The following is a 23256-nucleotide window of genomic DNA, read 5'->3' on the forward strand; positions in this document are numbered from 1 at the left end:
AAAAACCTGACGCGCTAAGGTGGGATTGTCATCGAAGAGTTTGAGCAGAATGGGGGAACCCATTAGTACGGCGGAGTAATTGTAGATGCCGGCGTCAGTTGACATTTTAGCCTCATGAAAGCGGCCAGGTGCGCATCAATGCGCACCCTACAAAACACCGCAATGAACTTTGTAGGGTCACCATTTATGGTGACCTCCAACTTGCTTAGTGACCTAACGCCAGTTTAGCCGCATTGTGGCCAGCCTTGATACCGAAGATGATGATATCCGCCACTGCGTTACCGCCAATACGGTTCGCGCCGTGAATCCCGCCGACCACTTCACCCGCCGCCCACGCGCCCGGAATCACCTGTTTCTGCGCATCCAGCACTGAGGTGTCGGTGTTGATGGTGACGCCGCCCATGGTGTGGTGCACGCCCGGGGCGATACGAATGGCGAAGTACGGTCCTTGATTCAGCGGATGACGCAGCGCGGTTTTGCGCCCGAAATCTTCATCATCCTGCTTCGCCACGAACTCGTTATAGCGACCGAGCGTGGTTTGCAGCGCTTCCTGATCCATGTTGAGTTTGACCGCCAGCTCGTGCGGGGTTGGTGCACTGATCACAAAGCCTTTGGCGATATACTCGTCGGCCGCTTTGTTATTAGCACGCACCTGCTCATCGAACACGATCCACGCGCTTTTCTCTGGCAGCGCGATGATCTCAGCAGAGACTTTGTCACGCGTTTCCATTTCGTTGTAGAAACGCTTACCGGCCTGGCTGACCAGAATCGCACCGCCGCCGCGCATCGCTTCAGAGATCAGGTAAGAAGTGGTCTGTTCAACGGTTGGGTGAATCTGGATCTCACCCATGTCGACGGTATCCGCACCGATTTTCTGCAACATGGCGATGCCGCTACCGGTGGCACCTTTGTGGTTAGTGGTAACAAAACCATCCAACTCAGGGCGATATTTCACCACCATCTCACGGTTGGCGCTGAAGCCGCCAGTGGCGACAATCACGCTTTTCGCGTTGAGGATACGGCTGTCGTTATACTCATCCACCACTTTCACGCCGGTCACAGCACCGTTTTCCACCAGAATCTCAGAGACTGAGGTTTCCAGCAGCACTTCGATTTCGCGCTTATTGACGTTCTTGACCAGACCGCTGATCAGGAAGCCACCGACCGCAGAACGATCTTCGGGACGGTGCGTACGGTCAATGCTCATCCCGCCGGTGATGGTGATATCGCACAGTTCGATATCTTTCGCCGCCAGCCACTCAATCGCTTCCGGCGCTTGCTCCACAAATTCACGCAGCAACACTGGGTTGTTTTTGAACTTGCCGCCTTTCAGCGTCTCTTCGTAGAACAACTCTTTGCTGTCTTCGATGCCTTTCAGTTTTTGATAGCGGGTTTCTGCCGCGTTCATACCCACTGAAGCTTTAATGGTGTTACCGCCGATGGTCGGCATCTTCTCAATGATCACCACGCGAGCACCGTCGTCGTGCGCCTGAATGGCGGCTGCCAGACCTGCACCGCCGGTACCAATCACCACCACGTCGTAATTGACCGGTGCGTTCGGGTTGCCGCCCTCCTCAATCACATACTCTTTGTTGGAAGTGGTCATGGCGCGAGACACGGCTTTTTTCAGCGCCTCACTCTGGGTAGTGGCACCGGTGATGGCATCCACGTGTGGGCTGTTGGCCACCAGGATGCGTTCACGCAGGCTTTCAAAGGTGCTGGTGAAGTCGACGTCCAGACTTGGGTCCGGCACCAGTGAGATGTCGGTGATACGGTCGGTATCCAGCGTGACGTTGATTTTCAGCTTCAGCGCTTCGGCTTCGACTTTCGCCTGATAGACGCCCGCTTTGTATTTACGATGGCCATCGCTGACGTCGCGGATCATCGCATCCACCAGCGAGAAGCGCCACAGGGGCTCTGGGATCGTCAGCGCTTCACGCTTGGTGCTGTCGATGTAGAGATCCATGTGCTCGTTTTTAATGATGCGGTCGGCCCAGTCAGGGTAAGCAATACAGGCTTTACCGACGGCAACCAGATCAAAGCCGTGCTCCAGTGCGTTCTCAGCATCTTCTTTATTGACCACGCCACCCACGCCAATCACCGGCACTTTCGCCAGAGTCGCAGAGCGTTCAGCCAGATATTTGGTGATCAGTGGCGTTGGATCTTTGGTATCGACAATGGAGGGACGCAGCAGTTGGCCCACGGAGAAGTGCACATAATCCAGACCGCGCGCGGCCAGTTTTTCCAGCAGGTACATGGTGTCATCCCAGCGGATGCCGGGCACTTCCAGCTCTTCCGGTGAGAAGCGATAGCCAATAATGAAGTCAGCAGCGGCAAAGCGATCCGCCATTTTATGGGTGATTTCCAGCACTTCCATTGGGAAACGTGCGCGGTTGTCGCGGCTGCCGCCCCATTTGTCATCACGCTGGTTAGAGTTAGGCGAGTAGAATTGCTGTATCAGATAGGTGTTGGCACCGTGGATTTCGACACCGTCGAAGCCCGCTTTGATGGCACGGTTCACCGCATCACCAAACTTAGTGATCATCACGTCCACTTCTTCCGCCGTCAGCGCTTGCGGTTTAGTGGCCCCCTCACGTGGTGCAGCAATGGCGCTGGGTGCAACAGGGGTTTTACCGCCAATCAGCGCCGGTTCGACCATACGGCCGCCATGGTAAATCTGCAGAATGGCTTTAGAGCCTTCAGATTTGATGGCATGGGCGATTTTTGCCAGGCCGGCAATTTTGTTGTCGCTATCAATACCCAAGGCACCCGGGAAGGCCGGGCCACGGTTATCAATAAAGCAGCATTCGACAATCACCGTACCGATGCTGCCCGCGCGCACACGGTAATACTCGACGAGGTCACTGGTGACACCGCCGTCAAAGTAGCCGGTACAGGTGGTCATGGGTGCCATCACCAAACGGTTTTTCAGCACCGCACCTTTCGGTAGCGTAAGCGGGTTAAGGATGGGGGTGAGCTTATTCATAATGAGCAACTCCAGAATTAAGAAATTGTGTATTCAATTCTTTTGCGGTTCGGAGCAATTTTATAATTATTTGAGTGGTCCGATTTCATGGCGTAAATATACCATTTTCTTTAGTTACATAACCCAGATTGTTAGTTATATAAGTTTTACGTTTAGAAATAGAATTTGATGCTCATTGCTGTAATTAGCGCTCCGCTAAGTTTTAACCAAGACTTGACAAAAATCAACTTTTTACTTACATTTAAAACAAATCCAGTACTATCATAAAGATAAAACCGCCTACCCTGCCCCATTTTGCTTGATTTTTTGCGTTTCGCTCGTCGCAGACGCTTAATCCACAGCAGACAGAAAATTAAATAAAAAGCAAAGTCTAAAAATTAAAAAGAGTGCATATTTTTTATTGATCTAGATCAAAATAGATATTTTAATTAATCGCATCATAGCTGCATTCAATTGATAATTCGCGTATCGAATTTGCAAAGCAATGTTTCATTAAAGAGCAACTTTAAATTGTCCTGGCCACGCATGTTGAGACTAAAAAAACAGTGTGTCCCTGACGATCAATCGCATTCTCCATAACTTGCAGACCAAAACTATGAACACACAAACAACCCAGAGTGAATCCCTTAAAGCGCCCCCTGCGGCGCCGGGGAAAAAGAACCGCCTGATCATGTTGTGCCTGCCTATCATCGTCGCGGTGCTGTTGCTGCTGGTACCTACCCCTGCCGGGTTGGAACCTTATGCATGGCACTTCTTTGCCATCTTTGTTGGCGTCATCGTTGGACTGATCTTTGAACCGCTGCCCGGCGCCGTTATCGGCCTAACGGGTGTCGTCGTCATTGCGCTGTTCAGCCAGTGGGTGCTGTTTAGCCCGGCAGAACTGGCGGACCCTAAGTTCAAAACGGCAGCACAGTCGTTCAAATGGGCGGTGAGTGGCTTCGGCAACTCCACGGTCTGGCTGATCTTCGGTGCCTTTATGTTTGCGGCTGGCTACGACAAAACCCAGTTCGGTCGCCGTCTGGCGCTGATTTTGGTGAAGTATCTGGGTCGTCGCAGTTTGACGCTGGGTTATGCCATCACCTTTGCCGACCTGTTGCTGGCACCCTTTACCCCGTCTAACACCGCGCGCAGTGGCGGTACTATCTACCCCATCATCGCTAACCTGCCGCCGCTGTACGGTTCAAAACCTAATGATCCGAGCGCGCGTAAAATTGGTTCTTACCTGATGTGGGTCGCGATTACCGCAGCCTGTATCACCAGCTCGATGTTCCTCTCTGCGTTGGCACCTAACCTGTTGGCGCTGGCGCTGGTGAAAAGTGTCGTCGGCTTCGAAATCTCATGGGGTATGTGGTTCCTCGCCTTCCTGCCACTGGGTGTGCTGCTGATTCTGACCATGCCGTTGCTGGCCTACTGGCTCTATCCGCCGGAAGTGAAGGTTAATGACGAAGTGCCACGTTGGGCCACCGCTGAACTGGAAAAGCTGGGTCGTCTGAGCCGTAATGAAATCCTGCTGCTGGTGTTTGTGGTGTCCGCGCTGATGATGTGGATCTTCGCTGCCGCATGGATTGAACCGGCAATGGCCGCACTGTTAGTGATTGTATTGATGCTGTGGACAGGCGTACTAAACTGGAACGATATCACCAGCAATAAAGCGGCATGGAACACCTTTGCTTGGTTCGCCACTCTGGTGGCACTGGCCGATGGTCTGGCACGCGTTGGCTTTATCGCCTGGCTGGGTAAAGAAGGTGCGCAGTTGCTGCACGGATACGACCCACAGGTTTCCGCTGTAGTACTGCTGGTAGCCTTCTACTTACTGCACTATCTGTTTGCCAGTACCACAGCGCACACCACCGCGCTGCTGCCAGCGATGCTGACCATTGCGGCCTCCATCCCTGGCATTAACATGCCGGTATTCTGTTTGATGATGTGTGTTTCTCTGGGTGTGATGGGCATTATCACCCCATACGGCACCGGCCCAAGCCCGATTTACTACGGTAGCGGCTACCTGCCAACCAAAGACTACTGGCGTCTCGGTACCATCTTTGGTGCCATCTTCCTGGTTGCTCTGATGGTTATCGCCTACCCATGGATGGTGATGATGTTCTGATGATGTTGCTCCGATGTTAAAAACGGAGCCGCGTATGACCGTGAAAGTGTTATGATGCTCGCCAGTCAGCCCCTGCGGAGGCTGGCGAGAGAAAAATCGAAAAACAGATCGCCTATTTGTCGCCCGTCATGCTGGCGGGCAACACGAAGCTAAGTGAGCCAACATGTCGAACAAACCCTTCTATTATCAGAATCCTTTTCCTCTCGCCAAAGATGATACCGAATACTATCTGCTGAGCCGCGATTACGTGTCAGTAGCGGAATTCGATGGCGAGGAAATCCTGAAAGTTGATCCTAAAGCCCTGACGTTACTGGCGAAGCAAGCGTTCCACGACGCATCCTTTATGCTGCGCGCCTCGCATCAGGCGCAGGTCGCGTCGATTCTGGCAGATGACGAAGCCAGTAAAAACGACAAATACGTTGCCCTGCAATTCTTGCGCAATTCTGAAATCGCCGCCAAGGGCGTGTTGCCAACCTGCCAGGATACCGGTACCGCCATTATCATGGGCAAGAAAGGCCAGCGCGTCTGGACCGGCGGTGGCGATGAAGCCGCACTCTCCCGTGGCGTCTACGACACCTTCATTGAAGATAACCTGCGCTATTCACAGAATGCCGCGCTGGATATGTACAAAGAGGTCAACACCGGCACCAACCTGCCGGCGCAGATCGATCTGTACAGTGTGGACGGCGATGAGTACAAGTTCCTGTGTATTGCCAAAGGTGGCGGTTCAGCCAACAAAACCTATCTGTATCAGGAAACCAAAGCGCTGATTACCCCAGCCAAGCTGAAAAATTACCTGGTCGACAAAATGATGTCGCTGGGTACTGCCGCTTGCCCGCCATACCATATCGCATTTGTTATCGGCGGCACCTCCGCTGAGAGCACCCTGAAGACCGTGAAACTGGCTTCAACTCACTACTACGATTCGCTGCCGACTGAAGGTAACGAGCACGGACAGGCATTCCGTGACGTAGCGCTGGAAGAAGAACTGTTGAAGGCATCGCAAGAACTGGGCTTAGGCGCGCAGTTTGGCGGTAAATACTTCGCACATGACATCCGCGTGGTGCGTCTGCCGCGTCACGGCGCTTCCTGCCCGGTAGGTATGGGCGTGTCTTGTTCCGCAGACCGTAACATCAAAGCCAAAATCAACCGCGAAGGTATCTGGATTGAGAAGATGGAAGACAATCCAGGCCGCTACATCCCGGAAGAACTGCGTCAGCAGGGCGAAGGGGAAGTGGTACATGTCGATCTGAATCAGCCGATGAGCGAGATCCTCGCCCTGCTGTCAGCCTATCCGGTTTCGACGCGTCTTTCGCTGAATGGCACCATCATCGTGGCGCGTGATATTGCCCACGCCAAGCTGAAAGAGCGCATTGATAACGGCGAAGGTCTGCCGCAATACATCAAAGACCATCCAGTGTATTACGCAGGCCCGGCGAAAACGCCAGAGGGTTATGCCTCCGGTTCACTTGGCCCAACTACGGCGGGTCGTATGGACTCCTACGTTGACCTGTTGCAGGAACACGGCGGCAGCATGGTGATGCTGGCGAAAGGTAACCGTAGCAAACAGGTGACGGATGCCTGCCATAAACACGGCGGCTTCTACCTCGGCAGTATCGGTGGTCCAGCGGCAGTGCTGGCGCAGCAGAGTATTAAGAGCCTGGAGTGCGTGGAGTACGCCGAGCTGGGTATGGAAGCGATCTGGAAAATTGAAGTGGAGAACTTCCCGGCGTTCATCCTTGTGGATGACAAAGGCAACGACTTCTTCCAGCAGATCCACAACAACTGTGCAGCCTGTGTGAAATAAGCGCTTAAACTGAGCTGAAATAAAAAATCCGCGGCTAATGGCTGCGGATTTTTTTATGGGTGGGGTATTGCCGTTTGCTTACATCTCACCGATTTGCACGTCTAATAGTAGATCGACATCATCATCGTTTTGACCAATCACGTAGATCGCCTGACGACCAGGCAGATTTACCGTGATGATATGTTGGTCATCCGCATCCAACACATCGTCGTGCTGCTGCTGAAATTTATGCTGTGTGTTCATCTCTTCTCCTTAAAATGGCGCACTATTTTAGTTTCCTTGCTCTCTAATATCGTCAAGACACGGCTTAAATGTAGCGGAATTGTCTGTATTCGTGATGCAGGCACTGTGGCACGGCAAAATGACAGTCAGATTAAAGAAGTAACGCACATTTTTTACTGTGAAGGGCAGCGGCATCACCCGCTGCCCTATTACTTAGAAGAAGCCCAAAGGTTGGGTGCTGTAACTCACCAGCAGGTTTTTGGTTTGCTGGTAATGATCGAGCATCATTTTGTGGGTTTCACGGCCAATACCGGATTTTTTGTAGCCACCAAACGCCGCATGCGCCGGATAGAGGTGGTAACAGTTGGTCCAGACACGCCCCGCTTTGATTGCGCGGCCCATACGGTAAGCACGGTTGATGTCACGCGTCCAGACGCCTGCGCCCAAACCGTAAATGGAGTCGTTGGCGATAGCGATAGCTTCTGCCTCATCCTTGAAGGTCAGTACGCCGACCACGGGTCCAAAGATCTCCTCCTGAAACACGCGCATGCTGTTATCACCTTTCAGCAGCGTAGGCTGGATGTAGTAACCGCTGTCGAAGGCTTCACCGATTTTCTCCACGCCACCACCGTGCAGCACTTGCGCACCCTCTTTCTGCGCAATCTCCAGATAGGAGAGAATTTTGTCGAACTGCTGCTGCGACGCCTGCGCACCTATCATGGTGTCGGTATCCAGCGGGTCGCCGCGTTTAATGGTTTTGATGCGTTTCATCACCGCCGCCATAAAGGGTTCAAAGATAGACTCTTGGACCAACGCACGTGAAGGGCAGGTACAGACTTCACCCTGATTGAGGAAGCCTAGCACCACGCCCTCTGCCGCTTTCTCGATAAAGCTCTCTTCGGCCTGCATGATATCTTCAAAGAAGATGTTCGGTGATTTGCCGCCCAACTCCACGGTGGACGGAATCAGACTTTTGGCGGCCAGTTCGAGAATGTGTCCCCCGGTGGCGGTAGAACCCGTAAAGGCGATTTTAGCAATGCCCGGATGCGATGCCAGCGCTTCACCGGCCTCTTTACCGTAACCGTGCACCACGTTAATCACACCCGGTGGCACCAGATCTTTGATGACTTCCATAAACAGCGTAATCGACAGCGGCGTTTGCTCCGCCGGTTTCAACACCACGCAGTTGCCCGCACCCAACGCAGGGGCCAGCTTCCACGCCGCCATTAATAACGGGAAGTTCCACGGGATGATTTGCCCCACCACGCCCAGCGGTTCGTGGAAGTGGTAAGCCGCGGTGAATTCATCGATTTCGGCCGCCGTGCCTTCTTGTGCACGCACACAACCCGCGAAATAGCGGAAATGGTCCACCGCCAGCGGCAAGTCCGCGGCCAGCGTTTCGCGCACCGGCTTACCGTTATCCCAGGTTTCGTTGACGGCGATATATTCCAGATTGGCTTCAAGCCGATCGGCAATTTTCAGGAGCACTAACGAGCGTGCCTGCGGAGAGGTCTTTCCCCAGGCATCGGCAGCGGCTTGTGCAGCGGCGACAGCATTATCGACATCGGCTTTATCGGAGCGCGGGAACTCGCCAATGGTAGAACCATTAATCGGTGTGGTGTTGACGAAGTAGTTACCGTTCACCGGCGCAACAAATTCGCCGTTGATAAAGTTGCCATAACGCGATTGCAGAGTAATGAGAGAACCTTGTTCTCCCGGAGCAGCGTAACGCATGGTGTTTCTCCTTGCGGGACAGAGTGGCGAATAACAACTATGAAACCTGTTATTAACATTGATCGATCAATGTCAGCCTGTCAGATCGCAGAACGGGAAACTGTGACCGCAACGAAGGAAAAATACCCTGATAGAGGGTTTAAGATTTGCCGGTTGCTAACCGCTCCGCGAGTACACTCGGTATAACGCCACTCACAACCGGACCCTGAGTCGTATGTTGAATCAGACATATTCATCTTTCTGCGACAGCAGAATCATTCGGTCAGCTGATGCAATCGTGCTCTCTCTGTGAGCGATGATGACGCGCGTGATGTTTAACGCCTTTATGGCTCTGTTAATATATCCTTCACTCTCATGATCCAGCGAACTGGTGGCTTCATCCATAAACAAAATCCCTGGCTTGCGGTAGAGCGCTCTTGCAATATAGATGCGCTGTTTTTGCCCGCCAGACAGTCCTTCCCCTATCTCACCAATTATTGAGTCATATCTCATCGGCAACTGCATGATAACGTCGTGAATATAGCTTGCCTTAGCACAGTGAATCATCCACTCTTCATCATAACACTCGTCAAAGTTACATATATTTTCTCGTATAGTTCCGGAAAGTAGTTTATCGTCCTGCATAACACAACCGATGGTTTTTCGATAATTGTTTGCTCCCAGATTTTTAACATCAACATCATCTACCAACACCTGTCCAACTTCTGGCTCGAATAAGCCACATAATACTTTCATCAATGTTGTCTTACCTGTACCAGAAGATCCCGTTATTGCTACACTCTCGCCAGGTTTAATATGAAGATTGAGACCATAAAATACCGGTGAAGATTGACAATCATAACGGTAACTCAAATTTCTCGCCTCTAGTGAAACGGGTTGCATTGGAGAAAATGTTGAGCAAGTTGGTTTTATCAACTCATTTGGCTGAAGAGCAATATCAGAAATACGTTGGTTATGTAAATTCAACATTCGGAACTGAAGAACAAAATCAATTAAAGAGGACATTCTGTTCGTGAATTGGTCTCTAAATGCGCCGAAGGCGATAAACATTCCCAATGTAATATCATTACTTATTACCAGATTCACTCCCAACCATAAAATGATCACCTGATCCAGAGCATTAATAAAAGAATTAAACCCTCCGAATAAAAACTCCATTTTTCGGACTTTGATTGAACTATTGATGGCATCAATTTCCAAATTCAACCAATGCATGCACCTCCGCTCTACTAACCCTTGCATTTTCACTGTCGCTATGCTGTAAAGCGTTTCCATAAAGTAAGACTCTACTCTCGCTCCTTTAATTAAATTCTCTTCAGAAAGTTGGCGGTAAGTTGAATAAGTGAGCAGCCTAATGAAAATATAAATCATTGTAAAACCGATGACATACCAGGTTAGATGGCCTCCATAGAGAATCATCATTATCAGCACTCCGATAACCATGATGCTATCCATCAAAGCACCCACTAAACTGGCCGTGAATGCTTCCTGCATTTTTTCAAGCGAACCAAAACGAGACAGAATGTCACCCATTCGCCTCCTCTCAAAAAAACTTATCGGTAACCTTAACAGATGATTAAATAATCCAGACTGCCATTGAACGTTAATCAATGTCGACATGACCAAGGAAGACCACGCACGTAGCATAGACACGGCGGCACGAAGGATAATTAAAAACATTAGGCTAATGCATATCAGAGTCAATAGCCCTTTTTCTCCAGCAGGAATAGCATGATCCATCACCAACTGAGTCCCAACAGGCATTAACATATTGATGGTTTCAATCACCAGAGATAAGCAAAAGATTTTTCCTAACGCCCTTTTCAACCCCTTAATGCTTCCAATAAGGGATCTCAAGCTAAGCATACTGCGTGTTGAGGTAGCTTCAAACGTGCTGTCTGGCCAAACTTCAAGGGCTACGCCCGTAAATTTTTCTGAAACCTCTATCAATCTCACCACCCGCCGGCCTAATGCCGGATCATGCAGAACGACCATATTCTTGCGGATGCTCACCAAAACGACAAAATGGTTAAACTCCCAATGCAAAATGCAGGGTAATTTTAAAGCGCATAGCTCATCCATATCTAAGGATAAAGCGCGAGTTGAGAGTCCAAATTGCTGGGAAAGTGAAATTAATCCTGAAAGCTTTGTTCCTCGGGAAGAAATATTGAATTCCTGCCGTAACGTGATGACATCAATATTCTTGCCATAATAGGCACTTATCATTGTCAGACAGATCAATCCACATTCAGCAGATTCAGTCTGAAAGATCATTGGAACACGACGTCTAAAACTAAAATCAAACCGCGAAGATAACTTTTTAAGTGAAGATTCATTCATGTTCGGGTCCATTAGCACTGTTTTTTATGCTATACAGCGGAGATAACATCCATTGATATATTTTTCTCTTTTCCAGGAAAAGTGTACTCTGGGCTTTCATTCCATTTTCCAGGCTCAATGTTTTCTCGCCATAACTTATGTGGTTTTCTTTAGGTTTCACAACGAGTTTATAATAAGGCAATGAACTGGAAATTGTCGTTCCAGGGGAAGCCTGATACGTCAGCATTTCCTGGGGCGAAGCCGGCACTCTAGAGATCAAGGCCACATTACCAGCAAATTGCCCAAACTTTTCTGCAGAAAATGCCTCGTATCGAATGTTTACGGGATCTCCGACCGTGATGAAAGGAATAGCATCATTTGGAACCCAGACAATTAACGAGTAATACTCAATCTTATCAGGTAAGATTTGCAGCAGGCTGTCACCAACACTAACCATTTGACCTACGGTAACACTGAGTGAATTAACGACCCCATCGGAAAGGGCTCGGATAATAATTTCACCTTCAGAATCGATTTTAAGCCTCTCTTTAGTTAATTCGTAACGTTGCAGTTCCATTTGGTATATGCGATTATCAAATTCTGCAGCCTGAATGTGAACCTGACCTTCCAGAACTTTCATTTGTAACGCGTTTTGTTCATTCTGACCGGATAACCCTAGCAAGTTGTTTTGCTGCTGATAATATAGAGAGGTTTGGTTAGTCAGTTGCTCCTTAGTAATAAGCCCTCGAGATTGATAATCCCGATAGTTTTCCATTCCCTCTTTCAAAATACGCACACCGCGCCTTGCATTTTTGACTATGCCTTCAGAATGCTCCAGCGCCTGCGAATAATGAATAATTTGCTTTTCAAGCAACGCTACTGTATTTAACTTGCTGATCTCCAATTGATTTATTATTTTATTTATTCTTTCTAATTGATTATCAATACCTACTCTCTGGTTATCGCTAACCACTCCACTTTGCGTACTTTTACTGACGTTAATTTTGTAAATTGGCGAGCCCACTTTTACCTTTTCGCCTTCAGTCACGAACTGTTCGACCACTACACCCTGAACGGATGAATAAACATATGCAGCGCGGGGATAGGTTGAAATTTCTCCTGTCACATTTACCCGGCGGGTGTAGGAACCCATAGTGATAAAAAAATGATAAAAGTCGTAATCGAAACTGAAAAAATGGCTGTTAACCATAAAGGTGTTCCAGGCAAAAGCAATGCTTTACCTTTCCATTTTGTTTTCTGATAATCGATCGCTTCTTGGCGAAACACGGCTAACTTTCCTGTATTTTAACATCGCACGATAATGTATTTACTAATGACTTTCCATTTCTATACCCAAAATAATTCGAGTCCCCTCATGGGGACTTGAAGTATGAAGTGTATAAAATGGTTATCTCCTCCATGAAGAAGAACAGCCTTCTGGGGTGTAAAGATTATGCCTAAAGAAAGCAATGCCCATCGCTTCATTATGCATGTCTATCGCAATTTCATTTGGCGTAGTGAGATATTCCGGGGCCATTAATTCATAAGCAAGACCCAGCAACACCTCAACTATAAGACCTGGCCCAGTTAAAGCGGAAGTCACACAATAATTTTTGGTTATAAGTTCTGTTCGCCAGCCTAGAATCCGAGATAGATAACTGCATGTTACCCCGCCATGGGAATAATTAAAAATACAATCATTCATCTCTAGAAAAGCATATCTTTTCTTCATGGTTCGAAGAATAATCTTCATTGCTTTAGAGAAAGGGTGGCATGACATTATGTTATTGAAATAAGCACCTTTGATATTTTCAACCGCGCCAATTGACATCAAATTTTTGTGCACATAGAGTGGTCCTAACGGCATAATATCGTGCTCGGAAAAGCTTGCAATATCCCTATTAATCCTCATAAGTATGTCTGAATAAAAAGAATGGTCTTTATCTGAACAGTAATGATTTGTATATTCCTGATCAGTGACATTCAGTAGTCCAAGCTTGGTCAATATTTTTTTCGTTTTGAATAGCTTGATGAAGTCATCTTCATCGTAATTTTCACTCATTCTCCATGAATTTAGTGATTTAAACACATTTTCAGTGCATGGCAGGGTGTCCATATCGATGTAAGTTCCGCCATACTTATAGAGGAGTATCAGCCTTGCGATGTCACTTGCGCTTGCCAAATTACCCCTCAAAATAATCTCGTAACAATAAAATCTTTTAAATTCATTAAACTCACCTAAAAACAACTCTGATATATTTTTAGTTGTAATGGTTTTATCTAAATGCAAGAAACTGCATTGATTCTCATCAGTTACTTTATAGGCAATGTTATTTTCTTCAAAAAATGGAAAATGAGATCATCAAACCTCAGCCCTTCGTTTAACTTTGGGTATATGTAATCGAATGCTTTGTTTTTTAGCAATCTCTCCAGATTGCTTTTATCATTACCCGGCAAGGAGATAACATGGTCACTGATAGTTATGTGAAAAAAATGGCACAAACGATAGTCACCTTCACACCAAAAAATTGTTTCCTTATCAACGTTCGAACGCCTCCAGACTTCCATATATTGCGTTGAAACTCTTGAACTATTTCCTATCCATAAAAAATGTAAGACATCAGGAATTTTAATCTTCTCAGATTCGGATGTAACCATATCAGACAATCTATATTTCATTATTTTTCTCTTAGATGTCTAAAGAATCATGCATTGCCATTGATTGACACGGGATACACCCTGTATCTTTAACAGAAAAAACTTCCCTTTCTAACCTCGAAGTGAAGCCATTCACTATTATTACATCAGTCTAATAGGTGTCGCAGTCAATCTCGTTGCTACCAAAATCTAATAATTGAAATGATTGCTATTACGATCACACTTACCGCACAAATCACAGCACTGCCTGATAACTGGCGTAAAGAGTCGAGATAACCACTATTAAATTCATTAAAACGTACCTTTGCTTCACTCTCACTTTCCGCTTCCACTTCTATATGGTGTTTTTTGTACCCTTGCTGTTTTAAATCCTTAATCAACGCATGGCTAACTGAGTCTTTGTTTAAAAATTTAGACTTATTGTCTTTGTAGAAAACAATATACTTACTCATTATGTAATCCTTATCAGCACAGAGTGTTAACCCTGTGCTATGTCGACCTAATTAATGATTATCGCCTGCACGTCGGGCATTTGCATTGTAACCCCCCCTGGCTCCACCACCACTAAATGAATTTGAACCTCCCCAAAAACCACTTGCTCCTGAACCACTGCCATAAGGAGAATTCTGTGAAAGGAATGATTGCACCCCTCTGTTTCCTGTATTCCCACTATTACCGCCATGATTAGACTCTCCCGAGCGAGACCCTCCATTCGTGGCAGAACGGCGACCACTACCGTCTACATCTGCCCATCCGCCTGAGATCATATCCAACTGACTGCTTAAAATTTCTTTCATTATAGTTCTCCATAACATTTGAAATGACCGATAATGGTCAGTGATTATTCTAATCACAAAAAAATTGTGCTTTAGCCTTTGTTATATTAATTGTGCGAGCCTCGTCACAATAACACACCTTAAATTTTTCAGTTTTAATAAAATTATCAATCGATTGCGTTACTTGATCAACTAAAACAAAGCCACCCACGAAAAATATTTATTATAAAAAGGACAGTAAATCTCCAATTTCAACTTGCGCTCCGAGGTTAAAAATGAGGTGAATAAACAAAAAATTTATTTAATGAGCCTGTCAGTTGAATTAATGGAAGTAAATGTGCACACAACATCTCTTAAGGTTTAACATTAGTCACATTTCATTATATAAATATGATTCTACCCTAAAAAATTTTGGTAAATGCATCCGTTCGATCGTTTGGGTCAGTCACCAGGCATCAGCGCCAGATGTAACAACCTGGCTATAAACTCGGCATAAGCGCTCATGCTTGTCAGTTAAGCGACTGACCATCACGCCGTCTGATACCGCACTGAAAAGACAAGGCACTTATCAACCAGCAGCCCGCGCCTCGCTGCGGATTATTCCGAGTTTTGAACAGAATGCAGCGAAAAGCGAAACAAGCGCGCCGAATGTGGTCAATATGAAGCAGGACACTAATCAGGAGAAAGAGATGTTGGCTTCAGCCCTGACGTTAATGCGCGCCAAAGCGAACTTTGTTCAGCAATTTATTCGAAACCCGCGCAAGATGGGCAGCATCACGCCCTCCTCTGCCGCGCTGTGCCGCACCATGTGCGATGCCGTTCACTGGGATCGCAGCCTGCGTATCGCCGAACTCGGCGCGGGTGATGGCGTGCTGACACGGCACATTCTGGCAAGGATGTCCCCTCAGGCACAGTTGGATGTGTTTGAAATCAGTCCGGAGCTGGTTGATAGCCTGCGTGAATGGAGCGACCCGCGCATGCAGGTACGCGCCTGCTCCGCCGAGTATCTTTCCGGGGAGTACGATGTGATTTTCTCTGGCTTGCCACTGCTGTCGCTGCCGCCGGAAACCCGCGAAGCGATCCTCAGTGCGGTGCATGACGTGCTGGGGCCGCGCGGTGTGTTTGTGCAGTTCCAGTACACCTCGCTGACCCAGCCCGATTTGTCGCGTTACTTCACCTGGCAGCGCCAGCGAGTGCTAAAAAACATGCCACCCGCGTGGGTCTACCGCTGCACCCGGCACTACGCGCCCTGAGCTTGCACACGCGGCTGCGGCCGCGTGTGCTGCCAGAAACGGCGTAATAACTCTCGCGACCAATCCTCTCCCGTCACCGTTGTGCCATCATCGCTGACACCCGCCGGTAAACAGGCGGTCATGATGTCGCGGGTGAACTCCGGGTGGAATTGCACTGAGAGAGCCTGTGCGGAGTAACGCAAAATCTGGCAGCCATCCTGTTTCGATCTCGCCAAAACCTCAGCCTGAGGTGGCGGAGTGAGCACCGATTGACGGTGGGATAGCCAAGCCTGAAACTCGCCTGGCAACGAACCCAACCAGGGATCGCGGCTGGCACCGTGCGTCAGGGTTTTGAGTCCGCGCTCCCAGCCATTGGGGTTATCACCCACTTTGCCGCCCAGCGCATAGGCCATTAGTTGGTGGCCATAGCACACACCTAACAACGGTAACGCCGCTTCCAGCGCACCACGAATCCATGCCGCAGTGCGCTCGCTCCAGTCGGCATGGTCAGTTACCATCGCCCAGGATCCACTGAGGATCGCGCCACTGACGCGGTCAAAGGCGGGCAGCTCTTCGCCCAGATGCGGACGGATAATCACATAGTCGTCAGGCTGCAGTTGCAGCGCGTCGATAAACCAGACGGGTTGTTCACCAATTTGCGCCACAACCGACGGCGGCGGCACTTCGAGTTGAATCAGGGCAAGAGGTAGAGCGCGGGTGTGTGTCATTCCGAATTCATTCCTTAACGGAGTCAGCTTTCGGACATCCACTTTGACAGGAAATCAGTGACATGTCTTATTTTTTTCCTGCATAAGCTCATGCGCGCGCGAAAAATATTTTTGCACAATGTCACAGAAAGTAGCGGCTTCGTGCCATGATTAGCCGGTGATAACTCCCCTTTGATGTGAAGGATGACACTGTGGCAGTGCGGCATTTCTTTATGGTTTTGATGGTGGTTTCCATCTGGGCTTTCAATAACGTAGCGGTAAAGTGGGGATTGCTGGAGCTTCCACCGCTGTTTCTCACCTGGATGCGTTTTGTGGTGGTGGCGATTGTGCTGGTGCCCTTCTGCCGCATTACCCGTGAGCAGCTGCCATGGTTACTCACCCTCGCCTTCACCTTTGGTTTCATGCACTTCTCACTGCTGTTTGTCGGCATGCGCTATACCGATGCCGGTACCGGAGCAATTGTGGTCCAGCTGGGCACGCCGATTGCGATGCTGCTGGCGATGCTGGTGCTGAAAGAAAAACTGCGTCTGGTGCAGTTATTTGGCATCGGCATTTCTCTCAGCGGTGTTGCCGTGCTGTCTGGCAGCCCCACCATTCCCGCATGGTGGGTGCTGTGTATTTTGCTGTGCAGCGCCTTTGGCTGGGCGATAAGCAATATGATCGTGAAGAAATCACCGCCGATTAAACCGCTGACCCTGACTGGCTGGATCTCCTTTCTTGCCGTGCCGATTGTCGGTGCCGCCTCTTGGTTGACCGAATCGCAGCAGTTTTACGCGCTCAGCCATGCCGGTTGGCGCGGCTGGTTTGGCATTCTCTACAGCGCACTGGCCTCTTCGATTGTCGCCTACACGCTGTGGTATGCGCTGCTGAAGAAATACAACGTCAATCTGATCATGCCCTACTCCCTTTTGACGCCGGTACTGGCGGTGTTGATGGGCGTACTGGTGCTGGGCGACAGCATGAACAGCTTCAAAATCCTCGGTGCCGCTTTGGTGGTGTTGGGCACCGCGATTGCGGTGATCAATCTGCGGAACCTGCGCATGCACGCGCGTTTCCCGCGGTTGCGTCGCCGTTAAACACCCTCTGCTATGCTTGAGTCTCGCGCGTTTTCCGGAGACTTAACATGGATACTCAATCTGCTGCCGCGCTATGGCAGCAACTGTGGCAGGGATTGCGAGGTGAAGACCCGCGCCCTGCTCTCAGCTTTCTCCAGCCCGATACCTTCCAGTCTGCCTTCGCCGTCAGCGAACTGGCGGCCACCAGCATCGGATTAGCCAGCCAGGCACTGAGCGATTTACTCGGCCAGTCCACCCCAGTAAGTGTGAATGTCCGGCTTGCCTCACGCTGGTTCCAGCATAGCCTGACGCCGCTCAATCGTCCGTCTGCTGCGTTATGGGATCCCTTTGCCGGTGACTACGCCACTGCGGATGGTTGGATCCGCCTGCATACCAATGCACCGCATCATCGTGCCGCGATGGAACAGGTGTTAGGTCAGCATCCTGACCGCGCGGCATTGAGTCAGGTAGTCGCCACCTGGCAGGCCGAAGCCCTTGAACACGCGGTAGTGATGGCAGGGGGTTGTGCCGCGCAAATGCGCAGTGAGCAGCAGTGGCAACAGCATCCACAAGGCATGGCGGTGAACAGTGAACCCCTGATTGACCAACAGGCCACCGGAGAAGCCCCAACGCCGGGTTGGCGGTTGCCTACGGCACGCCCTTTACTCGGGGTACGCGTGCTGGATCTCACACGCATTATCGCAGGACCGGTTTGCACACGCTTTCTTGCCAGCCTCGGTGCGCAGGTATTACGCATCGATCCTTATGGCTGGGAAGAGCCGACGCTGGAAGAGGAGATCACCTGCGGCAAGCGTTGTGCGCGACTCGATCTGAAAAGCAAAGCTGGCCGTGAGCAGCTGCGCGATTTAATCCAACACGCTGATGTGATGGTGCATGGCTATCGTGCTGACGCACTGGAAAAACTGGGGCTGGATGCCGACACCCGCCGCTCACTTGCCCCCGGACTGGTGGATGTCAGTCTCAATGCGTGGGGCTGGAGCGGTCCCTGGCGTAACCGGCGTGGCTTCGATAGCCTGGTGCAAATGGGATGCGGCATTGCCGAGCGCGGGATGATGTGGAGCGGTAGCGCGAAACCGCACCCGTTGCCGGTGCAGGCGCTCGATCATGCCACCGGTTACATGATGGCCGCCGCCGTGCTGGAAGGGCTGCGGCAGCGACGTGAGAATCATGTGGGCTGGCAGGCACGCTTGTCACTGGCACGCACAGCTCGGCTGCTGCAACAACAGGGGTCAGCGCCGCAACAGCCGCAAAGCGGCATTACCGCGCAGCGCGATGATGCGCTGAGTGCGCTGGAGATCAATGCCTGGGGGATTGCGGAGAGGCTGCGTGCCGCCGCGTATGTGCCCGGCACGCCAATGATCTGCGCCACACCGGGTGTCAGGCTCGGCAGTAGCGCAGCCAGCTGGTAATCAGGCTTCTTCTTCGTTGCCTTCGTTCAGCTCATCGTACATGGTTTGGATTGCCTCACGACTCAGCGCAGCCAGCGTGCGGTAGAACGCGCTGGTGGCGTGTGCTTCGACTTTTCCGAGGAATGCACCGCACCACGGCAGCAGATAGTCATCGAACAGCGCCAGCTGCGCAGCTGACTCATCTTCTGCCGACTGATCTTCCAGCCACGAAGCCGCCAACAGCAGCACACCAAAGTGATCGGCAGGCGCATCGCTCAACGGCATGCCACGTGAACTCAGAAACGCACGCACATCCGCTTCGGTTGGACCGTTTGGCCACTGTGAAGCGTACGGCGGCACGCTGCACTCACTGCCCACGAACAGCGCGTTGTAATCCGCGGCCAGCGCCTGAGGATCGCTATTCTGTTGCAGACGGGTCAACAGTTCATCCTGCTCCAGCGGCCACTGGTCTTTCAGTTTGCCTTCACGCAGCACGGTGAAAAGCGGCACCAGCAGCGGATCTTGCGGCTGGCGGTTGAACAGCGAGCCGATGACGCGGCAGAGAATGGAAAACTCATTCATGCAACAGAATTCCTTGAGGCAAAAAGTTAAAAGTCTGCAAATTCAGCAATATGCTTCCCGGTACGCTGTTCGAGGAAATCGAGCAAGCGGCGTGGCGTGACATTTAACACGCGATCCTCGGGAAAATCCACTTCACGCGTAATACGGATGCAGTGTTCAAAGTGGCCCAGCGTAAAGGCAGTGTGGGAATCAGAACCAAAGGCCAGACGCCCGCCGGCATCGCGCACCGCTTCGGCGATGGCGCGGCAGTTAGGTTCACTGCCAGGTCGTGAATGGGTAAACGAGGAGTTGTTGATCTCCAGCGCGACATCATAATGCGCCGCCGCTTCAGCAATCGCGCGGATATCGACCGGGAATTTCGGATTGCCAGGATGCGAGATGATGTGCACCAGTCCACCGGCCATCGCCGCAATCATCGCTTCGGTGTGATGCGCTTTATCACGTGGCGCGTACACTGGCTCGTGGAAGCCTGCCACAATCAGATCCAGCGCATCCAGCATCGGGCCACTGCAGTCGATCTCGCCCTGCTGGTTTTTGATGTTGGCTTCAATACCGCGCAGCACGCCCACGCCATCGATCACGCGTGGCCAGATGCGCATATTGACGAAGTGCCAGTAATGCGGCGCATCCGCCATATCCGGACCGTGATCGGTAATAGCAAACAGCTTCAAGCCATTCTGCTTAGCCTGTACCACGTAATCGTGCAGCGTACTGTAGGCGTGGGTGCTGGCAACGGTGTGCATGTGCAAATCGACGGGATACATCCTCTTCTCCTGACAAAATGTGAATTAATAACCGCGTTGACGATCGACTAAACCGCCCGGCTGCTGACCTTGCTCCAAAGCAAGTATGGCACCCGCAATGAAATCCATCGCCTCGCCCGGCAATGTTATGGCAGCAGTATGTGGCGTGATTGTGACATGCGGATGCGACCAGAGCGGGTGATCCTTGGGCAAAGGTTCCGTCTGGAACACATCCAGCGCGGCACCTGCCAACTGGCCGCTATTCAGGGCCGCCAGCAAATCGGCTTCCACCACGTGCGCACCGCGCGCCATATTGAGGAAAAAGGCGCCGTGCGGCAGTACGCTTAGCACGTGCTCATCAATCAGGTTGGTGGTCTCCGGCGTGGTCGGCAGCAAATCAATCAGCACTTGCGTGCCATCGAGAAAGGCATTCAGCTGCTCGCGACCGTGGAAGGTTTGCACGCCTTCAATGGTTTTTGCTGAACGGCTCCAGCAGCGTAGCGGGAAGCCCCACTGACGCAGACTCTCCAGTACGCTGCGCCCCAGCACACCGGCACCCAGAATACCGATGGTAAAGTTCTCGCGTTCATAGCCCTTCAACTGCTGCCAGTGCGCCCGTTGCTGCTGTTGACGATAGTCGGCAAAACGACGGAACCAGCCCAACACGCACCAGTTGGCATACTCTTGCATCTGACGCGCCATTCCGGTGTCTTCTAAACGTATCAGCGGCACTTCATCGGACAGCATTTCCGGATGGGCGTGCAGTTGTTTAAGAATCTCATCCACGCCAGCGCCCATGGCGAATACGCCTTTCAACGGGCGTCCGGCGAGCATCTCTGTGGGCGGTGAACGCACGATGGCGTAGTCGGCCGGTGCATTATCACCCGGTTGCCAGTGGCGTACATTGACGCCCGGTATGCGTTGATGCAGTCCGTCAATCCAGCTCTGCGGATTGGATGAGGGGTGATACCAGATGATCTCCATACAGCTCTCCTTTTTTTCCTTCAGCCTCAGGCAAATACCTGTTGAGGGCAAGCAAAAACCTTAGGGTTAATGCAATTTCTCCCGTGATTAATTCCGAACGCTTCACATTTCCGCCCCCTTGGGGGGATAAGCGGCGGATAAGCGACTAAAGTTGTTCGAGTGGTCAATGCGTTAGCACACCACCTTTTCGGACAAGGAGAAAAACCGATGATAAAAAATGTCATATTCACGCCCGCGCGCCTCACCTTTTTACTGAGCGCTGCCCTGCTCGCGGGTTCTGCCGTTGCGCAGGCTGAAGATAACAGCCGCATGCTGAGCAACCAGCCCCAACCACCGGATATCCGTTTGGGGCCACTGTTTAACGCCGTGCAGCAGGCGAAATTTTATCCGGACCAGAAAACCTTTGCCGACGCGGTCCCGAAGTACAATCCCTCTTCGATTCTGGCCGACTGGCAGATGCAAAAGAGCCAGCGCAACTTCGACCTGAAGCACTTTGTTGACGCCAACTTCACCTTGCCTAAAGAGCAGGACAAATATGTGCCGCCTGCTGGGCAGAGCCTGCGTGAGCATATCAACGGTTTATGGCCGGTGCTGACCCGCTCCACGCCTAACGCCAGCCAGTATGATTCCCTGCTGCCGCTGCCTAAGCCTTACGTTGTACCGGGAGGTCGCTTCCGCGAAGTCTATTACTGGGATAGCTACTTCACCATGCTGGGTCTGGCGGAGAGCGGCCACTGGGATCGGGTGCAAGATATGGTGGACAACTTCGCCACCGAACTCGACAAATATGGCCATATCCCGAACGGCAACCGCAGCTACTATCTCAGCCGATCGCAGCCACCGTTCTTTAGCTTGATGGTCGATCTGTTAGCCACTCACAAAGGTGATGACGTCTATCGCCAGTATCTGCCGCAGTTGCAGAAAGAGTATGACTACTGGATGGCCGACAGCGACAAGGTCGCCGCAGGACAAGCCAGCAAGCGCGTCATCAAGCTCAGCGATGGCACCTTACTCAATCGCTATTGGGATGACCGCGATGCTCCGCGCACCGAATCCTGGCTGGACGATGTGAACACCGCCAACAAAGCACCGGACCGCAATAAACAGCAGGTTTATCGCGATCTGCGTGCTGGCGCGGCATCGGGCTGGGATTTCAGCTCACGTTGGTTTACCGATGCGCATAATCTGGCCTCCATCCGCACCACACAACTGGCACCCGTTGATCTCAATAGCCTGATGTTCCATCTGGAGCAGGTGCTGTCTAAGGCGTCCAAACTGGCGAAACAGGATGATAAGGCCAAACTGTTTGCTGCCGATGCTGAGAAGCGACAGGCGGCGATCAATCGCTATCTGTGGGATGCAAAACAGGGATGGTATGCCGATTACGACTGGCAGAAAAAACAGATCCACCCGCAGCTCACCGCGGCAACACTGTTCCCGCTGTATATGCAGGTCGCGAGTGAGAAACAGGCCGATCGCACGGCGAAAGCGGTAGAAAAACAGCTGTTAAAACCGGGTGGGTTAGTCACCACCGCGGTGAATAACGGTCAGCAATGGGACGCACCTAATGGCTGGGCACCGCTGCAATGGGTTGCCATTGAAGGCCTGGAGCATTACCACCAGCCCAAACTGGCGCAAGAGATTGGCCAGCGTTTCCTGCAAAACGTGCAGGCCACCTATGACAAAGAGCATAAGCTGGTTGAGAAGTACGTGGTGGAAGGCGCACAGCTGGGCGGCGGCGGTGGCGGGGAATACCCGTTGCAGGATGGCTTCGGCTGGACCAATGGCGTGACGCTAAAACTGCTGGATAAGTATTGCCCGAAAGATAAGACCTGTAATAACGCCGGGGATATCCCGAATATGCCAGCGTTAAGCGCGGGGAAATAAGCGCTTTAGACAGGGGCGGCCTAAGGG

General features: G+C 51.0%; 17 protein-coding genes and 2 pseudogenes. 6 read left to right on the forward strand and 13 right to left on the reverse strand.

What is annotated here, in order from left to right; translation table 11 throughout:
• A pseudogene (locus tag PSSD_RS28185) lies at positions 1-105 on the reverse strand (FAD:protein FMN transferase); the annotation flags it as partial.
• 100 nt (positions 106-205) lie between these two features.
• Positions 206-2986, reverse strand: a complete 2781-nt coding sequence (locus PSSD_RS21415; protein WP_039334771.1) for a flavocytochrome c — start codon at positions 2984-2986, stop codon at positions 206-208.
• Positions 2987-3581: 595 nt separating this feature from the next.
• On the opposite strand from PSSD_RS21415, the gene PSSD_RS21420 reads away from it, so the two are divergent.
• Together PSSD_RS21420 and fumA are read left to right on the forward strand one after the other, a co-directional pair.
• Positions 3582-5093, forward strand: a complete 1512-nt coding sequence (locus PSSD_RS21420) for an anion permease (protein ID WP_039334836.1) — start codon at positions 3582-3584, stop codon at positions 5091-5093.
• Positions 5094-5256: 163 nt separating this feature from the next.
• Positions 5257-6900 carry a class I fumarate hydratase FumA gene (gene fumA, locus PSSD_RS21425; protein WP_058973617.1) on the forward strand — a complete coding sequence of 548 codons (1644 nt, stop codon included), beginning with the start codon at positions 5257-5259 and terminating at the stop codon, positions 6898-6900.
• Positions 6901-6978: 78 nt separating this feature from the next.
• Here fumA and PSSD_RS27800 read toward each other — a convergent pair whose 3' ends face one another.
• The 7 genes and pseudogenes from PSSD_RS27800 to PSSD_RS27540 all read right to left on the reverse strand — a co-directional run bounded on the left by PSSD_RS27800 (position 6979) and on the right by PSSD_RS27540 (position 14630).
• Positions 6979-7143, reverse strand: coding sequence for a hypothetical protein (locus tag PSSD_RS27800; protein ID WP_167347692.1), 165 nt, complete (start codon positions 7141-7143; stop codon positions 6979-6981).
• Positions 7144-7335: 192 nt separating this feature from the next.
• Positions 7336-8856, reverse strand: a complete 1521-nt coding sequence (gene exaC / locus PSSD_RS21430; protein WP_058973618.1) for an acetaldehyde dehydrogenase ExaC — start codon at positions 8854-8856, stop codon at positions 7336-7338.
• Between the two features lie 222 nt (positions 8857-9078).
• Entirely contained in the window at positions 9079-11196 is a 2118-nt protein-coding gene (locus PSSD_RS21435) for a peptidase domain-containing ABC transporter (protein ID WP_058973619.1), read from the reverse strand.
• Positions 11189-12462 (reverse strand): annotated as a pseudogene (locus tag PSSD_RS21440) (HlyD family secretion protein). Before PSSD_RS21440 ends, PSSD_RS21435 begins: the two are co-directional and overlap by 8 nt.
• Positions 12463-12583: 121 nt before the next feature.
• Positions 12584-13465 (reverse strand): TcdA/TcdB catalytic glycosyltransferase domain-containing protein, encoded by an 882-nt coding sequence (locus PSSD_RS21445; RefSeq protein WP_058973620.1) that lies wholly within the window; start codon positions 13463-13465, stop codon positions 12584-12586.
• A gap of 547 nt (positions 13466-14012) precedes the next feature.
• Entirely contained in the window at positions 14013-14285 is a 273-nt protein-coding gene (locus PSSD_RS21455; RefSeq protein ID WP_058973622.1) for a hypothetical protein, read from the reverse strand.
• 51 nt (positions 14286-14336) lie between these two features.
• Positions 14337-14630 (reverse strand): hypothetical protein, encoded by a 294-nt coding sequence (locus PSSD_RS27540; protein ID WP_153011482.1) that lies wholly within the window; start codon positions 14628-14630, stop codon positions 14337-14339.
• A 668-nt stretch (positions 14631-15298) separates the two neighbouring features.
• Here PSSD_RS27540 and PSSD_RS21465 point away from each other — a divergent pair.
• Positions 15299-15862, forward strand: coding sequence for a class I SAM-dependent methyltransferase (locus tag PSSD_RS21465; protein ID WP_039334764.1), 564 nt, complete (start codon positions 15299-15301; stop codon positions 15860-15862).
• Here PSSD_RS21465 and PSSD_RS21470 read toward each other — a convergent pair.
• Positions 15850-16569: a glutamine amidotransferase gene (locus tag PSSD_RS21470; protein ID WP_058973624.1), complete on the reverse strand. Its 720-nt coding sequence runs from the start codon at positions 16567-16569 to the stop codon at positions 15850-15852. The two genes, PSSD_RS21465 and PSSD_RS21470, sit on opposite strands and share 13 nt — an antisense overlap.
• Positions 16570-16760: 191 nt before the next feature.
• On the opposite strand from PSSD_RS21470, the gene PSSD_RS21475 reads away from it, so the two are divergent.
• Both PSSD_RS21475 and PSSD_RS21480 read left to right on the forward strand, forming a co-directional pair.
• Positions 16761-17645, forward strand: coding sequence for a DMT family transporter (locus PSSD_RS21475; protein WP_058973625.1), 885 nt, complete (start codon positions 16761-16763; stop codon positions 17643-17645).
• 47 nt (positions 17646-17692) lie between these two features.
• Entirely contained in the window at positions 17693-19054 is a 1362-nt protein-coding gene (locus PSSD_RS21480; protein ID WP_058973626.1) for a CoA transferase, read from the forward strand.
• Here the strand turns inward: PSSD_RS21480 and PSSD_RS21485 are convergent, their stop codons facing one another.
• From PSSD_RS21485 to ghrA, 3 genes are read right to left on the reverse strand one after another with little or no spacing between them, the layout of a single operon-like run.
• Positions 19055-19615: a TorD/DmsD family molecular chaperone gene (locus PSSD_RS21485; protein WP_039334747.1), complete on the reverse strand. Its 561-nt coding sequence runs from the start codon at positions 19613-19615 to the stop codon at positions 19055-19057. It lies immediately after the preceding gene.
• 26 nt (positions 19616-19641) lie between these two features.
• The gene (locus PSSD_RS21490; RefSeq protein WP_034821944.1) at positions 19642-20379 is read right to left on the reverse strand and encodes a phosphatase; all 738 of its coding nucleotides are present in this window, start codon (positions 20377-20379) and stop codon (positions 19642-19644) included.
• A gap of 24 nt (positions 20380-20403) precedes the next feature.
• Positions 20404-21342, reverse strand: a complete 939-nt coding sequence (gene ghrA / locus PSSD_RS21495) for a glyoxylate/hydroxypyruvate reductase GhrA (RefSeq protein ID WP_058973627.1) — start codon at positions 21340-21342, stop codon at positions 20404-20406.
• Positions 21343-21549: 207 nt separating this feature from the next.
• Here ghrA and treA point away from each other — a divergent pair, with 207 nt between their 5' ends.
• On the forward strand, positions 21550-23229 hold the full coding sequence (gene treA / locus PSSD_RS21500; protein ID WP_058973628.1) for an alpha,alpha-trehalase TreA: 1680 nt from the start codon (positions 21550-21552) through the stop codon (positions 23227-23229).
• Positions 23230-23256: the final 27 nt, after the last annotated feature.

Origin of the sequence: Type-D symbiont of Plautia stali (assembly GCF_001485335.1) — a bacterium.
Lineage (GTDB): Bacteria > Pseudomonadota > Gammaproteobacteria > Enterobacterales > Enterobacteriaceae > Pantoea > Pantoea vagans_C.

What these genes read in the sequence shown, in the direction of transcription:
- PSSD_RS21415 (WP_039334771.1), bottom strand. Translation starts at nt 2,986, where the DNA reads ATGAATAAGCTCACCCCCATCCTTAACCCGCTTACGCTACCGAAAGGT.
- PSSD_RS21420 (WP_039334836.1), top strand. Translation starts at nt 3,582, where the DNA reads ATGAACACACAAACAACCCAGAGTGAATCCCTTAAAGCGCCCCCTGCG.
- fumA (WP_058973617.1), top strand. Translation starts at nt 5,257, where the DNA reads ATGTCGAACAAACCCTTCTATTATCAGAATCCTTTTCCTCTCGCCAAA.
- PSSD_RS27800 (WP_167347692.1), bottom strand. Translation starts at nt 7,143, where the DNA reads ATGAACACACAGCATAAATTTCAGCAGCAGCACGACGATGTGTTGGAT.
- exaC (WP_058973618.1), bottom strand. Translation starts at nt 8,856, where the DNA reads ATGCGTTACGCTGCTCCGGGAGAACAAGGTTCTCTCATTACTCTGCAA.
- PSSD_RS21435 (WP_058973619.1), bottom strand. Translation starts at nt 11,196, where the DNA reads ATGAATGAATCTTCACTTAAAAAGTTATCTTCGCGGTTTGATTTTAGT.
- PSSD_RS21455 (WP_058973622.1), bottom strand. Translation starts at nt 14,285, where the DNA reads ATGAGTAAGTATATTGTTTTCTACAAAGACAATAAGTCTAAATTTTTA.
- PSSD_RS27540 (WP_153011482.1), bottom strand. Translation starts at nt 14,630, where the DNA reads ATGAAAGAAATTTTAAGCAGTCAGTTGGATATGATCTCAGGCGGATGG.
- PSSD_RS21465 (WP_039334764.1), top strand. Translation starts at nt 15,299, where the DNA reads ATGTTGGCTTCAGCCCTGACGTTAATGCGCGCCAAAGCGAACTTTGTT.
- PSSD_RS21470 (WP_058973624.1), bottom strand. Translation starts at nt 16,569, where the DNA reads ATGACACACACCCGCGCTCTACCTCTTGCCCTGATTCAACTCGAAGTG.
- PSSD_RS21480 (WP_058973626.1), top strand. Translation starts at nt 17,693, where the DNA reads ATGGATACTCAATCTGCTGCCGCGCTATGGCAGCAACTGTGGCAGGGA.
- PSSD_RS21485 (WP_039334747.1), bottom strand. Translation starts at nt 19,615, where the DNA reads ATGAATGAGTTTTCCATTCTCTGCCGCGTCATCGGCTCGCTGTTCAAC.
- PSSD_RS21490 (WP_034821944.1), bottom strand. Translation starts at nt 20,379, where the DNA reads ATGTATCCCGTCGATTTGCACATGCACACCGTTGCCAGCACCCACGCC.
- ghrA (WP_058973627.1), bottom strand. Translation starts at nt 21,342, where the DNA reads ATGGAGATCATCTGGTATCACCCCTCATCCAATCCGCAGAGCTGGATT.
- treA (WP_058973628.1), top strand. Translation starts at nt 21,550, where the DNA reads ATGATAAAAAATGTCATATTCACGCCCGCGCGCCTCACCTTTTTACTG.